This is a genomic window from Phyllobacterium sp. GQ127, from assembly GCF_059758635.1.
In genome coordinates this window covers 1-14,832 of the sequence record NZ_JCAXDZ010000009.1, presented here as the reverse complement: position 1 = coordinate 14,832, position 14,832 = coordinate 1, and the positions used below count along the sequence as shown (strand labels likewise).

Here is a 14,832-nt window from a genome sequence, read left to right as displayed (position 1 = left end):
AAAGCCGCCATGCCTGCCGGCGCGGACTTTGGGAACTGACAGCCTACGGTCGAAGCTGCCGTTTTCGGAAGCGCACACATCAAGGCCATTTCTAAACGCTGCAACCGGGAATTCGTCCGGACCTTCAATGGGCAATGAATTCTATACCGTCCACGATCTGCCGCACCGGATCGACAAGCTGCGGCCCCTTCGCCCCTGGATATAATCATCACAGACCACGCGACGCTCCCGACGGACAAACGCCGGCCGATTATCTACAAACCTTCAGCAGCGGAGCCCATCAACCGTCTCATATGTCTTGAACCTGGACAAAGGCTCGTTCTTAGCTGTGGCTGATCATAACATGGCGCACGGCGGTGTAGTCCTCCAGCGCGTAAATGGACATGTCCTTGCCGTATCCCGATTGCTTGACACCGCCATGCGGCATCTCGATGGTCAGCATGAAATGCGTGTTGACCCAGGTGCAGCCGTATTGCAGGCGGGCGGACGCCTTCATCGCCTTGCCGATGTCCTTCGTCCAGACGGAGGAGGCGAGACCATAGTCACTGTCGTTTGCCCAGGTGATCGCCTGGTCCGCCTCGGAGAAACGTGTGACGGAGACGACGGGCCCGAAGACCTCGCGGCGCACGATCTCATCATCCTGCGTGGCGCCGGCCACCACGGTCGGCTGGAAGAAGTATCCGTCGTCGCTGCCGGCCCTCCCGCCCGTGGTGATCTCGATGTGCTTCACCTCGGCTGCGCGCTCGACGAAGCTCGCAACGCGGTCGCGCTGGCGCTTGGAGATCAGCGGGCCGATCTCGTTTTGCGAGTCGTCCGGATCGTTGTACCTGATCGTGGAAACCGCGGCCGAAAGGTCGGCGACCAACTTTTCGTAGATACCGTCCTGCGCATAGATGCGGCAGGCGGCGGTGCAGTCCTGGCCGGCATTGTAGTAGCCGAAAGCGCGGATGCCCGACACGACGGCGTCGATGTCGGCATCGTCGAAGACGACGACCGGCGCCTTGCCGCCGAGTTCCAGATGCGTGCGCTTGACGGTCTTGGCCGCTGCCACCAGCACCTTCTTGCCGGTCGCCACGTCCCCGGTGATCGAGACCATGTTGATCTTCGGGTGGTTGATGAGCGTGTTGCCGACCGTCTCGCCGCGGCCAAGCACGATGTTGACGACGCCTTCCGGCAGGATGTCGGCGAGCAGCTTCGCCATTTTGAGTGCCGTCAGTGGCGTCTGTTCGGAGGGCTTGAAGACCACCGTGTTGCCGCCGGCAATGGCGGGCGCGAGCTTCCAGGCCATCATCATCAGCGGATAGTTCCACGGCGCGATGGAGCCGACGATGCCGACCGGGTCGCGGCGCACCATGGAGGTGAGGCCGGGCAGGTATTCGGCGGCGACGGGTGCGTGCAGCGAGCGGATGGCGCCGGCGAAGAAACGCCAGCAATCGATGACGGCAGGCAGTTCGTCGTTGCGGGCGGCATTGATCGGTTTGCCGCAATTGAGCGATTCCAGTGCCGCGAAGGCATCGGCGTCCATTTCGATGGCGTCGGCGATCCTGAGCAGGTAGCTGGAGCGTTCGGCGGGCGTGGTCACGGCCCAGGAGACGAAGGCCTTCTCGGCGGCGTCGACGGCAGAATCGATCTGCGCATGGGAGGCTTCCGGCAGGTCGACGATCTTGCCGCCGGTCTTCGGGTTCAAGATGTGTTCCTCGGCCTCGGTGCCGGCCTCGAAGCGCGAGCCGATCAGCATCTGGGTGTCCATGACGTTCTCCCTTGTCGTTTGGTTCATTTGCCGGCGCCGGCAATCTGGTCGCCGTCGCGGGTGAGGTAATAGGCGCAGAGGATCGGAAGGAAGGTGACGAGCACGACCACCATGGCCACGACATTCGTCACGGGGCGCTGGCGCGGGCGCACAAGCTCTTCAAGCATCCAGATCGGCAGTGTCGATTGCTGGCCGGCGGTAAAGGTCGTCACGATGACCTCGTCGAAGGACAGCGCGAAGGCGAGCATGCCGCCGGCCAGCAGCGCCGTGCCGATGTTCGGCAGGATGATGTAGCGGAAGGTCAGGAAGCTGTCGGCGCCGAGATCCATCGATGCTTCGATCAAGGAGCCCGAAATGCGGCGGAAGCGAGCGACGGCATTGTTGTAGACGACCACGACGCAGAAGGTCGCGTGGCCGAGCACGATGGTCCAGAAGGAGAAGGGGATTTCCGCGAAGGAAAAGGCCGAGCGCAGCGCGATGCCGGTGATGATGCCGGGCAGCGCGATCGGCAGGATGACGAGCAGCGAGACCGCCTCCCGGCCGAAGAACCGCGTGCGGGAAACGGCGGCGGCGCAGAGCGTGCCGAGCACGAGCGCGACCGCCGTTGAGATCGCGGCGACACGCACCGAAAGCCCCATCGCTTCCCAGACGTCCGGCCGGTTCCAGGTCACGCCGAACCATTGCAGCGTATAGCCCGGCGGCGGGAACTGGTAGCTCTTCTCCTCCGTGGTGAAGGCATAGAGGAAGATGAGCAGGATCGGCAGGTGCAGGAAGGCAAGGCCCGCGCCTGCGGCGATCTTCAGACCGAGCGGAGCGGAGGTGTTTTTGTCAGAGCGCATCGAAGGCTCCCTGTCGCTTGGCCATCCAGAGATAGAAGCCCATGATGACGATAGGCACGACGGAGAAGGCGGCGGCGAGCGGGATGTTGCCGGCGGTACCCTGCTGGGCATAGACCGCTTGCCCGATGAAGAGCCGCGACGAGCCGATGATCTGCGGAATGATGTAGTCGCCGAGGGTCAGCGAGAAGGTAAAGATCGAGCCTGCGATAATGCCGGGCAGCGCCAGGGGGAACAGTACGTAGCGGAAGGTCTGCGCCGGGTTGCCGCCGAGATCGGCCGAGGCCTCGATCAGGTTGCCCTGCACGCGCTCCAGGGCGGCCTGGATAGGCAGGATCATGAAGGGCATCCAGACATAGATGAAGACGATGAAGGTGCCGGTATAGCTGATTGACAGCGACGAGCCGCCGACGATGGGAAGGGCCAGCCAGGCATCGAGCAGCCAGAGCAGGTGCAGCTTGGCGAGCGCCCAGGTGACGATGCCTTCCTTGGAGAGGATCAGCTTCCACGCATAGATCTTGACGAGATAGCTCGACCAGAGCGGCAGCATGACGCCGAGATAGAAGATCACCTTCCATTTTCCCTTGGCATAACGTGCCGCATAGTAGGCGATCGGGAAAGCGATGACCGCCGAGGCAAGCGTCACCAATACGGCCATGATGACGGTGCGGATGATGATGTCGAAGTTCGACGGGATGAGCAGTTGCCGGTAGGTGGCGAGTGTGAACTCGTAGTTGATCAGCCCGGAAAAGTCGTCGATCGAGAAGAAACTCTGCAGGAGCAGGGCAAAGAGCGAGCCGAGATAGATGATGGCGAGCCAGAGCAGCGGCGGCGTCAGCATCAGGAGCAGGAGGATTTTCGGGTTGCGCCAGAAGAAATCCGAAAGCCGCCCGGTGGCGTTTTGCCGGTGTGCGAGGATGGAGGTGCCGGTGACGATGCTCATCGCGCGCCATCCATGGTGTGCAGGTCTTCCGGCAGGAAGGAGAGGGTGATCGTGTCGCCCTCGTTGGGCACGGCGATGGAGGCCGGCAACATGGCGACGACCCGCGATCCGTTCGCCTCGACCGTTACGCGGTTGGCCGAGCCGAGGAAGCTTGCCGCCGTCACGCGGCCGGCAAACGGCCTGCGGCCGAGGCCGTCGCCGAGGATGACGGCTTCGGGCCGCAGGCTCGCATAGTGCCGGCCATAGCCGAGGCTTTCCACGAAATCGGGCGGCAGCACGTTGGAGGAGCCGACGAAGTCGGCAACAAAGCGTGTCTGTGGCCGCTTGTAGACGTCTTCGGGCGTGCCGAGCTGCTGGATCTTGCCGTCGCTGAACACGGCAATGCGGTCGGCCATGGACAGCGCCTCGCCCTGGTCGTGGGTAACGAAGACAAAGGTGATACCCAAGGATTTTTGCAGCGTCTTCAGCTCTTCCTGCATCTGCTCGCGCAGTTTCAGGTCGAGTGCGCCGAGCGGTTCGTCAAGCAGAAGCACGCGGGGGCGATTGACGAGGGCGCGGGCGAGGGCAACGCGCTGGCGCTGGCCGCCCGAGAGCTGACCGGGCCGGCGCGTGCCGTAACCGGGCAGCTTCACCATGGCGAGCGCGTCTTCCGCTGCCTTCAGGCGATCGGCCTTGCCAACACCCTTGACCATCAAGCCGTAGGCTACGTTTTCAAGAATGGAGAGATGCGGGAAGAGGGCGTAGTCCTGGAACACCGTGTTGACGTTGCGCCGGTAAGGCGGCACGCCCTCCACCGTCTCGCCGAAGATCTCGATATGACCCGCCGTCGGCTGCTCGAAGCCGGCCATCAGGCGCAGGCACGTCGTCTTTCCGGAACCGGACGGCCCGAGCATGGCGAAGAACTCGCCCTCGGCAATGGAGAGATCCACGCTGTCGACGGCGCGCACGGCACCGAAATGGCGGGAGACTTGTTGGAACAGAACGGCGGTCATTGGGGGGCTCCGGGCAGTTTGCGTTTGACCCTCATCCGCCTGCCGGCACTTCGCTAGCGGGGCGAAGGAGACATGAGGACACGTTTCCGCTTAGGCCCATTGCCGTTGAGCGAAACTGCTTGGGGCACGTTCCTCTCCCCGTTACGGGGAGAGGATGAGGGTGAGGGCTGTTTATATCAGCGCCCGCCAATCACGCCGATATAATCGGAGACCCAGCGATGGTAGGGCACGCATTCACTTTGCGTGGTGCACTTGGCGACCGGCGTCTTCCAGAACTGGATCTTGTCAAAGTGATCCAAGCCGTTGTTTGCGCAGCCGGTCTCGCCCATCAACTCATTGCCCTTGCAGGCAGCGGGAACGGCGGGAACGGCGCCAAACCAGGCGGCGGCATCGCCCTGGACCTTGGCTTTTAGCGAATGTTCCATCCACATATAGGCGCAGTTCGGATGTTCGCTGTCGGCATGAAGCATGGTGGTATCGGCCCAGCCGGTAACGCCTTCCTCAGGGAAGGTGGATGCGATCTTCTCCTTGTCAGCCTTCAGCAGATTGACCATGAAGGGATAGGAGCCGGAGGCGACGATGCCTTCGTTCTTGAAGTCGTCGATCTGGATCGTTGCGTCATGCCAGTAGCGAGAGACGAGCTTGCGCTGGCCACGCAGCAGGTCGAGGGCAGCCTTGTACTGGTCCTCGGTCAGTTCATAAGGGTCCTTGATACCGAGATCCGGCTTGTGGGCCATCAGGTACATGGCCGCGTCGGCGATGTAGATCGCCCCGTCATAGGCCTGGACGCGGCCCTTGTTCGACTTGCCGTCGGGCAACGTCTGTTCCTCAAAGACAACACTCCAGCTGGCCGGTGCCTTGTCCTTGAAAGCATCGGTGTTATACATCAGCACATTCGGTCCCCAGAGATAGGGCACGCCGTAATGCACGCTGCCGACCGTATACCACGGGCCGTTCTGCAGGCGCTCGTCGACGGTCTTGAAGCCCGGGATGAGATCGGTGTTGATCGGCTGGACACGCTTGCCGGCGATGAGGCGGAGTGAGGCATCGCCCGACGCCGTGACGAGATCGAAACCGCCCTCGTTCATCAGCGACACCATTTCATCCGAGGTGGCTGCGGTCTTGACGGAGACTTTGCAGCCGCTCTCCTTTTCGAAGCTGGTGACCCAGTCGTAATTTTTGTCGGTCTCGCCGCGTTCGATATAGCCGGGCCATGCGACTATGCTCACTGCGCCCTCGCCCTTGCCAAGCGCCTTTAGCGGCTCCAGGGCGATGGCTGATGTGGTGAAGGCGAGCGAAAGGGCAAGCACGGTGCAGGAATGCATAAGTCGCTTCATGACAAGTCTCCCGGTTTGATCCGCTTGGTGCGGTATTGTTCCCGGCAAAACGTGCCTCGCTTCCGCTCATTTCGCAAATTCATTAATCAGAAAACTGCTTTCGGAAATTCCGATACCAAGCATTTTTTGCAGGAAGTTATCTCAGCGTATCATTGCTTTGTTAGTTACCCCGCCCGTTGCGCAGCGCCGCCGCCAGCCCCACAAAATCGCGCGCGGCCTGCGGCAGGCTGGAACCCTTGCGCCAGACCATACCGACCTGCACGACGGGCAGTGCGCCGGAGACGTCGCGGCTCTCGATGCGGTCGCCTTCGAGCGACCAGGGGCGGTAAACAAGGTCGGGCAGGAGTGCAATACCGGCACCTGTGGCGACCAAGCTGCGTACAGCTTCCACGGAACGGGTGCGGAATGCGACGTGGGGGCGGGCGCCGAGGACCGAGAGGAGTTTTCCCGTGTTCTCTTCGACTTCATCGACCGTGAGCATGATCAGCGGTTCCTTGGCGATATCGCTGACGGAAATGATATCGGCCGAGACTAATGGGTGGCCGATTGGCAGCCACAGGCGATAAGGCGAGGTTTCGATGATCTCGGCCTGAAGCGCCATGCGGTCGCGCAGGTTCGAGATGACCATCACAGCAACATCAAGCTCGCCGCCGACCAGCAGGTGCTCGAGATAGGAGCCGTTGTCCTCGATGGCGCTGACATCGATGCCGGGGAAGGCACGGCGGTAGCGGGCGAGCAGGTCGGAGAGCACGTAACCGGCGACGAGCGAGGTGACACCGAGATTGAGCTGGCCCTTTTCAGCCGTGCGGTTGTCGGAGAAGGAGCGGCGTGCATCAGAGACATCGGCGAGGATTTTCGCTGCATGGCGCAGGAATTGGTGGCCGTGGTGCGTCGTCGTCAGGCCACGGGGATGGCGATCGAAGAGCGCCACGCCAAGATCGGACTCGAGTTCCTTGATCGCTTCCGTGATCGAAGACTGCGAAATCGAGAGATTCTGTGCCGCGCGCGTGACGGACCCCAGTTCCGCGACGGCGACGAAATATTGCAACTGCCGGAAGGTGAATGCCATAGCGGCAGTTAATCGGGTTGGTCGGAAGGAGACAAGAGGTAATCGCTTCTGAAAGCTGCGCAGGCAATGGCCTTTCGCAGCTTCATCCCTGGAGTGGCCGTATCCTAATTGCAGGCGTCCACCGCCGTACAGTTTGCTCTCTTCGTTTCGCGAGTTCATCCGTATTTCGCGTCTGCTCTATATGCTGCTGTCGCTATTGACAATGTTACTCAAACAACGTGATGATCCGACCATTGCCTGCTGGGAGCAAAGGGAGGATACAATGCCTGGTCCGGTGATCAACCGTCGTTTATTACTAAATGGAGCGGCAGCCGCAGGAGGATTCTGTCTCTCGCCCCGGTTTACCCGCACTGCGTTCGCGGCAGACCAAGCCGTTTTTATCGGCTATGGCGGCTACTGCATAACGGAACTGCAAACTCATTACAAAGAACGGTATGGCGTCGACCCCGTCATGATACCGAGCAATGACGGTGAAGAGACGCTTCAACGCATTCGGGCGGGTTTGTACGTTGATGTTGCCTACCGATGCAGTGACGATGTCCCCCGGTGGAGGGAGGCGGGGCTCATACAGCCAATCGACGTGTCGAGGCTCACCAATTGGGAACGTGTGCTCGACCCTCTGAAAAAGATGGAGTTCGATCGCGTAGAAGGGCAGACGTACATCGTGCCTTTTGACTGGGGCGCTACTTCCGTGACTTATCGTCCTGATCTGGTGGAGCTGCCTGAAGAGGGCGAATCATGGAAGATCTTGTGGGACCCGAAGCTCACAAACAAAGTAGCCTTGGTCGACAACATCTCTGACATTTGGCGGATAGGAATGATATACTCGGGTGTCACAGAGCTGGATGAACCAGGTTTCAAAAAGGTTGCCGAACAGCTCCGCTTGCTGCGTCCGAACGTACGTTTGATCTCGGCCGATACAACCACGCTCGCTCAGGCGATGGCTTCAGGTGAAGTGGCGGCCGCCATGAGTTGGGCAGATGTACCGCATCTCCTTCGACAACAAGGAATCAACGCCGTATTTGGCAACCCATCTGAGGGCGCCCTAATCTGGTTCTGCGGACTTTTGTTGTCCAAGAACAGCAAGAACGTCGACAAGGCACTGGCTTTGATCGACGGGATGATATCGAGGGATGCGGGCAAATACATACTGGCAGAAGTCGGATTTGCGCACTCGAATGCGGAGGCCTTCGGGCTGGTGGACGACGAGGATTTGGCGGCGGCGGGGATGTCGCGCAAACCGACGGACGTGCTGGAGAAGGGCCATCTCTCTAAGCCCTTTACGCCGAGTTATGCGGCGCGAGTGAATGAAGAGTGGGCCAAAATTAAGGCCGGATTCTAATGCATTTTGGTCAGGCGGTTTAGCCATCTTGCGGGCGTTGGACCGAGACAAAGTCCCCTCATCCCTCAGCTCGCCAACATTTCCGAATGACGATCCGGTACTCAACGCCGGCAAGTCCAAGATCCGTTAGAAGGGCCACTCGACACGGTTCCCAGCTGATGCGCGATACGCGTCAACGAAGAAAGAGAGCAAAGCTGGCCTTTGATACTCGTCGGTCCCCCGATTGCCGGTTAGCCTGCTTTGCAGATTTAGCCCGCAACTCAACTTCAGGAGCAATACAATGGAAATAAAAAATGACTTTGCTTTCCAGGCTACAGATCCCCACGATACCGGCACCGAATACACATTTGCCGGCGCGCTGAGCTTTCTAAGGCGCCGTTACACGAAAGAGCTAAAGGGCGTGGATATTGCTGTAACCGGCGTGCCCCTCGACACGTCTACCACGGGTCGCCCGGGCACGCGGTTCGGGCCGCGCGCGATCCGAGGAGCGTCTACTTCACTGGCATGGGGGCGGCGCTGGCCTTGGGATCTCGATCCTTGCGAGACGCTCGCAATCATTGACTACGGCGACTGCTGGTTTGATATCGGGCGCCCCGATACCGTATCAGAGGCAATCGAATCGCATGCAGCAAAGATCCTTGCTTCGGGCGCGTCGCCGCTGACACTCGGCGGCGACCATTTCATTACTTATCCGTTGTTGCGAGCCCATCATGCAGTCCATGGCCCACTCGCCCTCGTTCAATTCGATGCCCATTCAGATACGTGGCGCGATGATCCCGTCAATGGTCGACCGCCGCGGATCGATCACGGGACCATGTTTTTCACTGCCGCCCAGGAAAAGATCATCGATCCGTCTCGGTCTATCCAGGTGGGGATCCGAACTGACAATCCCGAATCGCACGGCTTCACGATAAGAGATGCCAACTGGGTTCACAAAAACGGTATTGATCAGACGGTGGAAGAAATTAAACGTGTCGTCGGTTCTGGCCCTGCTTATCTGACGTTCGACATTGATTGTCTCGACCCAGCGTTTGCGCCGGGAACGGGTACCCCGGTTGTCGGGGGTCTTGGAACCTACCAAGCGAGAGAGATCTTGCGTGGGCTGACTGATATCAACTTTGTGGGAATGGACATCGTCGAAGTCTCGCCGCCTTACGATCACAGCGACGTTACGGCCTTGGCGGCGGCGACCATCGCCGTCGATTATCTTTGCTTGCGGGCGCAGCAAAAATTGCGCGGGAATTCATCATGAAGTTCGCTCGGTTATATTGTGTTCAGTTCTACGGATGCCGTCCACGCTACAGTGGGCAGATCATTGCCGTCCCCTTTCCAGAGTTGACGACACGATCCGCGTACGCCTGCGCCGAAAAAGGGCGGCAGTTATCAAGCTAATTCAATTGGATGTGACATGACGACCGCTTTGATAAGGTCCTATAATGTTCGGACCCTGCTCGTAACGCTAACCATCGCCGAATTCGCTATTGGTCTCGACACATTCGTGATTATTGGCGCTCTGGATCATGTGGCCCGGGATCTGGGGATTTCCGCCAGCAAGGCCGGCTGGATCGTATCACTCTACGCCATCTTCTATGCGATCTTTGCTCCGCTCAATGCCTGTCTGTTCCGCAACTTGCGACGGCGGACGGTTCTCGTCGTTTCGATGGGCTTTTTTGTCATCGGCAACGCCATGTGCGCACTTGGCGTCAACTTCGAAATGGTTGCCGCCGGCCGGGTGGTCTCGGCGTTTGGGGCGGCGATGTTCACGCCTGCTGCTACCAGTTTTGCAATCGAACTGGTAAAACCAGAGCAAAAGGGTTTCGCACTGTCACTCATCTATGGCGGAATGACGGTCTCTCAGGTTGCCGGCGTGCCCTTTACCGCTTGGCTGGCAGAAGTATTAGGCTGGCGCTATGCGTTCCACTTCGTGGTGCTTTGCGGCCTTGCCGCCATGGTCTTGCTGTTTGCGCTTATGGGCGGGCTACCCAGGCGACAAGAGACGATGTCCGACGAAATCACAAGGGGGCGTTTGCCGCCGGTCGTCTACGCCATCCTGGCAACCACTTTCCTGGTCGTAGCATCGGAATTCACCGTCTACTCCTATGTCAGTGTGTTCCTGGCCGATACCAAGTTCCTCCTTTTGCCTGTAGTTCCTATCATGCTGTTCGGGTACGGCCTCGGTGCGGTTTCAGGCAATGTCATCACCGGCCTCCTGACGGACCGCCTCGGACCTGCCGTCGTCTTCATTGCGTCGGTGCTACTGCAGATCGCTCTGCTCGCGGCTCTGGTGGTCTTCCGCTCCAGCGGACCGGCCGCCATCGTGCTCGGCTTTTTCTGGGGTGTGGTCAGCTACATGTACCTGGTTCCGGTCCAGCACAGACTTCTCAGCCATGCCGGGGGAGGCGGCACTTTCGTTCTCGCCCTCAACAGCTCGCTGATCTATGCCGGTATCGGCATCGGAGCCTGGATCGGCGGGCTCGTTCTGGACGTCGCCGACGTGCAGGAGCTCGCTGTGATTGCTGCCGCCATCGGTCTTGCAGGGTTGGGGTTGGGACTCGTCTCCCTGCGCTGGCCTACGGAGGACGAAGTCGAGACAGCCGATCCAATGACCAGTCCGCCTTAGCGCTCCCGGCAATTGTGTCGTTTGCTCGTCACGCTGTACCTCTGCGTCAACGGCGTGCTGCGCAAACCGCTGCTCTATCTGAGCCTCTATCTCAAAACCCATCGCGCCGACTATTACCGCCTGCTTCAGGAAGTGCGCGAGCATGGCGCGTGGGAAGTCTGGCTCGACTTCTTTCTCACGGGCGTCGCGGATACCGCCAATCAGGCGTTCATGACGGTCGCAGCAACGGCCATATCGACCGCTCCCGATAGCCATTGATCCTGCTGCCGGCGCGCTCGAGCTGCTGCGTTGCTGCTTAAACCGTTACGAACCACTCCGTCCCAGAAATCGGGCACGCCGGATCGCATCAGTCGCAGATTAGAACTCGCTGGCGCAAATACCGACCTTCATACCGGCTCCAGACTCGCTGCCAGGTCCGATAGCAATCCGGTTCTTCCCGAACAACGATAGTCGGAGTGCGGGCGGGCCTCATAGCCATCGCTCCGAGGGCGAGTCCACCAACCACGCCAACGGCCAAAGAACCGCTGATATCCGGATAGTCCCGGTAATCCGCGCCGCTCTCATGATAGTACCAGTCACCATCGCTGTCTTCGTAATAGGACCAGTCGTCGGCATGCGCAAAGTTGCTGGTGAAGGTCAACATCACAGCGAGCAATGCAGCGGTGAACTTGCCAGTAAGAGCCATGTTGGCCTCCAATGGAATCGAGCCTCATCGTTGAGGACGAGGCACGTGTAGCACTGCCCTGTTCAGGCTTGTTCATGATCGTATGGAGATTTCGTCGAGGCGAGAGGCGTACTGTCTCCGGGCCGGAATTGCAGCCAGAGAGTGATCTGTTATGCCTGCTCTTGTTCTGCAATGAGGCAGTTGGCGTATTCTGGAAAGACCGGCGAAGACCTCGGAGAGTTGTACCAGGGTCAGAACAAGAGCTGATTAAAATCGATGGGATGGAAGGCTCCCGCGTGGAGAGAATTTGGTCCGGTCGTGCAGCGCATCTCGAGTGCAGTGTGTCCGGCCTTTGATGCAGCATGGCATCGGCTGCTGGCCTTGAAGGGTTCCGCCAGCATCATGCCCCCATTTGATCAGAGGGACTTTCACCTTCGCTACGCTAAGCGGGTTCGGCTGATCCTTCGGGGTTGACTTGCTACGCTCACTTACCTTGTTCGCCGATTTGTTAGGCCGACCTCAGTTCGTTGATTTCGTCATATTCGCCGAGTCACATGATCGACCATGCAATCGCGCCGTTTATTGACAAGAGCGGCGGCGACGATCTTTGGCGGTCAACGCGGCAACACGCCGCCGATCCACCTCGACCCGTTAAAATCAAACCTCATGCCTCGATCATTGCAAGGACGATCGCAGACGAGACACTGTCCCTTTATCTATTCGAGGACTGAGGCCGCATCGGTCGGGGAGACAACGGTGACGGTGAAAGCACGTGGGCCGGCGATCCCGATTTTCAGCAATGTGACGGGATTGTCGCCGCACTCATCAAGGCCGGTTTCTCCACCGAGATCAGGCGATTGGGCCGATCACTCGCCGAAGCCACGCCGAACAACATCTGCAACCGGGGAGAAACTCGAACCAGGGTACAGTCGGTGAGCGCTTGATCTCTGCGTGATTAACTCGCCGGAGATGGCGAGGAGTTATTACATTTCGCGCTGTCATGCTCGGATGAAAACCGAAGCGAGAGGAGCCATTGATAGCTGGGGTTGATAATTGGCACTTACAACCGTATATATCAACCCTGACTATCAACCACGTACTGCTCCCGCGACGGCGAGAGCCGTGAGTAAGTTATGAGTGAACATACGATATCTGCGACGGACATCGATCCGGTCGTGCGCGCTGCTGCCGAACTGCATGCTCGAGAAGCAGGGCAGACACTTTCTCAATACCTTGCCAATCTCGTATTCAACCAACCAACTGCAGGAGACTTGGATCGAGGACTCGAGAAGTGGGCGGATCGTCGATGGCGATTGAACCACCATTGGGCAGACAGTGGGGAGTTTCACCGCTGGAACATGGGCGTTCACGAGACGCGTCTCCCTGATGTTTCGGCGAGCGCTACCTTGAAACTTGTGTTCGTCTTTAATTCGCGGCTCCACTCGGCGGCACTTCTTATGGGGGCTGCGTTTCACGAGGCGTCAGTGTCGGACTTCGAGCTGCCCCGGCATCATCGTTCATCGGTTCACCGTGTCCAGAAGAGGCGAAACTGGTACGCACACATTGTGGACGACTGTCTGGCGCGTTCGAGGGAGGTTCGACAGGCTCTGTTGCACAGGTGGACCCCCACCCCACGCGCCGAGCAGCTGGCTATCGATGCTTTCGTTCTGTTGACCGAGTTGACACCGGCTCGTACCGAGTTGTTGCGGTTGTGCCAATATGACAGGCCCCGCGCATTCTCAGAGCTTGCCAAGCACATCGATCTCGCCGCCGACCAGTTTCAGCTTTCGGCTGATCTCTTGGCGGAGGTCGAGGGAGGAACCAGTGCGATTGAATTGAGCGACGAGCAAAGGTTCGTCAACATCAGCACTGCTCTTCTGGATCGTTCCGGCGGCGCGGTCTCTCTGACGAAAGGCGCAAAAATGCTCGGCACGACCCGCCAGGCCCTCCATAAGCGGGTCAAGTTGGGTTCGGCATTGGGTCTTATGCACGGATCTGCAATCGTTCTTCCCAAGTTTCAGTTCGTTACCATCGACAGCGAGACGCGCTTGGTAGAGGGGTTGGCCAAGGTGACCAAGCTCTTTGATGATAGCGGCGCAGGTCGTTGGTCGATGCTGCAGTTTCTAATCGGCATTGATCCCAACCTGGCTGATACGCCGGAGCGAATCCTTGCTGAAGGGCGTGTTGGCGACGTCGTAGCGGCGGCCAAAGCCTATCTTGGCATGGACGAGGGTTGAGGAGTGCCAATTCTTACTGCGCCGACAGCCCGTTTTCCCTCGGGACTAAGAATTACTGCGTTGGACGCGGGCGACGTCATCGTCCGCGTCCATCAGAAGATTCATGGTGCAATCTTTTTCGGGCCGCTAGCCGGTGCTCCGCCCCAAGGTCGTTTCGATGCACCTGCGAGCCAGTACCGGCTTCTGTACGCCGCGCAACGTCTGGAAGGGGCATTTGTTGAAACTGTTCTTCGTAGGCCTGCAAACCGCATCGTTCGGCGAGCGTTCGTGGAGGAGCGCATATGGACACCGCTTCGCTTGCAGCGTCAGTTGGTCCTAGCGAAGTTAATGGACGAAGGGCTGCTCTTTCACGGGGTCGATGCTTCCATCAGTGCCGGCGCAGACTACACTCCGTCTCGTGCGCTCGCGCTGGCTTTGCACGAAGATTACCCGGATTTGGGCGGTTTGGCCTATCGCTCCCGACATAATAACGGCGAGGTTTGCTACGCGCTCTACGACCGTGTCCTTCCGAGCGATCTTGTGACATTGCCCGCACAGCGTTTTGAAGATGAACCGACGAGAACGGACCAGTTGATGCGCCTGCATGGTGCGGTTTTCGATACGAGCCTTCCAATCACCTGACCCAAAAAGTTCGAACTCGCGGTAGCTCACGCTGAGTCGAAAACGCCCCCTGTGAGGGAATTGCTACGTTTCAGATTGCGAGCGGTGCCAACGACGAAGAACATATTAACCGTTGGTAACAATAGCGGAAAGCAAATGTCGATCCTGAAGGAATGCCTCCCGGCATCGGTCCTGTCAAGCGCCCGCCGCGCTCTTGAGAACCGCCAAATGTTCGCTGCAGATGGTTTCGACAAGATCGTGCAGGATCCTGGTCCGCTGACCGAGCCAGCGCAGGGCCTCGTCGCTGATTTCATAGTGCTCTGAATAGCGCGCCTTGACATAGGCTTCGTTGATTGTGTTGAACCAAGCGCGGCAGCGCTGCTGGTCACGTGGCCACGCCTCGGCCAGGCGCCGGTCACGTCCCTCGGCCATGGTCCGCAGG

General features: G+C 59.3%; 14 protein-coding genes and 1 pseudogene. 7 read left to right on the top strand and 8 right to left on the bottom strand.

Annotation, left to right across the window (positions count from 1 at the left end; all coding sequences use genetic code 11):
* Window positions 1-322: 322 nt before the first annotated feature.
* From AC6CHM_RS22475 to AC6CHM_RS22450, 6 genes are all read right to left on the bottom strand, one after another.
* Window positions 323-1,750, bottom strand: a complete 1,428-nt coding sequence (locus AC6CHM_RS22475) for a gamma-aminobutyraldehyde dehydrogenase (protein ID WP_498175088.1) — start codon at window positions 1,748-1,750, stop codon at window positions 323-325.
* A 23-nt stretch (window positions 1,751-1,773) separates the two neighbouring features.
* Entirely contained in the window at window positions 1,774-2,589 is an 816-nt protein-coding gene (locus AC6CHM_RS22470; RefSeq protein WP_498175086.1) for an ABC transporter permease, read from the bottom strand.
* Complete coding sequence (locus AC6CHM_RS22465; protein WP_498175084.1) at window positions 2,579-3,529, bottom strand: ABC transporter permease; 951 nt, start codon at window positions 3,527-3,529, stop codon at window positions 2,579-2,581. The genes AC6CHM_RS22470 and AC6CHM_RS22465 overlap by 11 nt, the downstream gene beginning before the upstream one ends.
* Entirely contained in the window at window positions 3,526-4,521 is a 996-nt protein-coding gene (locus AC6CHM_RS22460) for an ABC transporter ATP-binding protein (protein ID WP_498175082.1), read from the bottom strand. The genes AC6CHM_RS22465 and AC6CHM_RS22460 overlap by 4 nt, the downstream gene beginning before the upstream one ends.
* 176 nt (window positions 4,522-4,697) lie before the next feature.
* Entirely contained in the window at window positions 4,698-5,858 is a 1,161-nt protein-coding gene (locus tag AC6CHM_RS22455; RefSeq protein WP_498175080.1) for an ABC transporter substrate-binding protein, read from the bottom strand.
* A 160-nt stretch (window positions 5,859-6,018) separates the two neighbouring features.
* Window positions 6,019-6,927, bottom strand: coding sequence for a LysR family transcriptional regulator (locus AC6CHM_RS22450; protein ID WP_498175322.1), 909 nt, complete (start codon window positions 6,925-6,927; stop codon window positions 6,019-6,021).
* A gap of 262 nt (window positions 6,928-7,189) precedes the next feature.
* Here AC6CHM_RS22450 and AC6CHM_RS22445 point away from each other — a divergent pair, with 262 nt between their 5' ends.
* The 4 genes and pseudogenes from AC6CHM_RS22445 to AC6CHM_RS22430 form a co-directional block, all read left to right on the top strand.
* Window positions 7,190-8,269, top strand: a complete 1,080-nt coding sequence (locus AC6CHM_RS22445) for an ABC transporter substrate-binding protein (RefSeq protein WP_498175078.1) — start codon at window positions 7,190-7,192, stop codon at window positions 8,267-8,269.
* 280 nt (window positions 8,270-8,549) lie between these two features.
* Window positions 8,550-9,521 (top strand): agmatinase, encoded by a 972-nt coding sequence (speB, locus tag AC6CHM_RS22440; RefSeq protein WP_498175076.1) that lies wholly within the window; start codon window positions 8,550-8,552, stop codon window positions 9,519-9,521.
* A gap of 156 nt (window positions 9,522-9,677) precedes the next feature.
* On the top strand, window positions 9,678-10,889 hold the full coding sequence (locus tag AC6CHM_RS22435) for an MFS transporter (RefSeq protein ID WP_498175074.1): 1,212 nt from the start codon (window positions 9,678-9,680) through the stop codon (window positions 10,887-10,889).
* 18 nt (window positions 10,890-10,907) lie between these two features.
* Window positions 10,908-11,105: pseudogene (locus tag AC6CHM_RS22430) on the top strand (Fic family protein); the annotation flags it as partial.
* A 130-nt stretch (window positions 11,106-11,235) separates the two neighbouring features.
* Here AC6CHM_RS22430 and AC6CHM_RS22425 read toward each other — a convergent pair.
* Complete coding sequence (locus AC6CHM_RS22425; RefSeq protein WP_498175072.1) at window positions 11,236-11,574, bottom strand: hypothetical protein; 339 nt, start codon at window positions 11,572-11,574, stop codon at window positions 11,236-11,238.
* 716 nt (window positions 11,575-12,290) lie between these two features.
* Between AC6CHM_RS22425 and AC6CHM_RS22420 the strand changes: the two genes are divergently transcribed.
* From AC6CHM_RS22420 to AC6CHM_RS22410, 3 genes are all read left to right on the top strand, one after another.
* Entirely contained in the window at window positions 12,291-12,497 is a 207-nt protein-coding gene (locus tag AC6CHM_RS22420; protein WP_498175320.1) for a poly-gamma-glutamate hydrolase family protein, read from the top strand.
* A 327-nt stretch (window positions 12,498-12,824) separates the two neighbouring features.
* The gene (locus AC6CHM_RS22415) at window positions 12,825-13,790 is read left to right on the top strand and encodes a hypothetical protein (protein WP_498175318.1); all 966 of its coding nucleotides are present in this window, start codon (window positions 12,825-12,827) and stop codon (window positions 13,788-13,790) included.
* A 3-nt stretch (window positions 13,791-13,793) separates the two neighbouring features.
* Window positions 13,794-14,411 (top strand): RES family NAD+ phosphorylase, encoded by a 618-nt coding sequence (locus AC6CHM_RS22410; protein WP_498175070.1) that lies wholly within the window; start codon window positions 13,794-13,796, stop codon window positions 14,409-14,411.
* A 174-nt stretch (window positions 14,412-14,585) separates the two neighbouring features.
* Here AC6CHM_RS22410 and AC6CHM_RS22405 read toward each other — a convergent pair.
* A partial coding sequence (locus AC6CHM_RS22405) for a HEPN domain-containing protein (RefSeq protein WP_498175068.1) occupies window positions 14,586-14,832 on the bottom strand: 247 nt, incomplete at its 5' end.

Bases quoted from the DNA above. Each gene is read 5' to 3' on its own strand.
- AC6CHM_RS22475 (WP_498175088.1), bottom strand. From the start codon at position 1,750: ATGGACACCCAGATGCTGATCGGCTCGCGCTTCGAGGCCGGCACCGAG.
- AC6CHM_RS22470 (WP_498175086.1), bottom strand. From the start codon at position 2,589: ATGCGCTCTGACAAAAACACCTCCGCTCCGCTCGGTCTGAAGATCGCC.
- AC6CHM_RS22465 (WP_498175084.1), bottom strand. From the start codon at position 3,529: ATGAGCATCGTCACCGGCACCTCCATCCTCGCACACCGGCAAAACGCC.
- AC6CHM_RS22460 (WP_498175082.1), bottom strand. From the start codon at position 4,521: ATGACCGCCGTTCTGTTCCAACAAGTCTCCCGCCATTTCGGTGCCGTG.
- AC6CHM_RS22455 (WP_498175080.1), bottom strand. From the start codon at position 5,858: ATGAAGCGACTTATGCATTCCTGCACCGTGCTTGCCCTTTCGCTCGCC.
- AC6CHM_RS22450 (WP_498175322.1), bottom strand. From the start codon at position 6,927: ATGGCATTCACCTTCCGGCAGTTGCAATATTTCGTCGCCGTCGCGGAA.
- AC6CHM_RS22445 (WP_498175078.1), top strand. From the start codon at position 7,190: ATGCCTGGTCCGGTGATCAACCGTCGTTTATTACTAAATGGAGCGGCA.
- speB (WP_498175076.1), top strand. From the start codon at position 8,550: ATGGAAATAAAAAATGACTTTGCTTTCCAGGCTACAGATCCCCACGAT.
- AC6CHM_RS22435 (WP_498175074.1), top strand. From the start codon at position 9,678: ATGACGACCGCTTTGATAAGGTCCTATAATGTTCGGACCCTGCTCGTA.
- AC6CHM_RS22425 (WP_498175072.1), bottom strand. From the start codon at position 11,574: ATGGCTCTTACTGGCAAGTTCACCGCTGCATTGCTCGCTGTGATGTTG.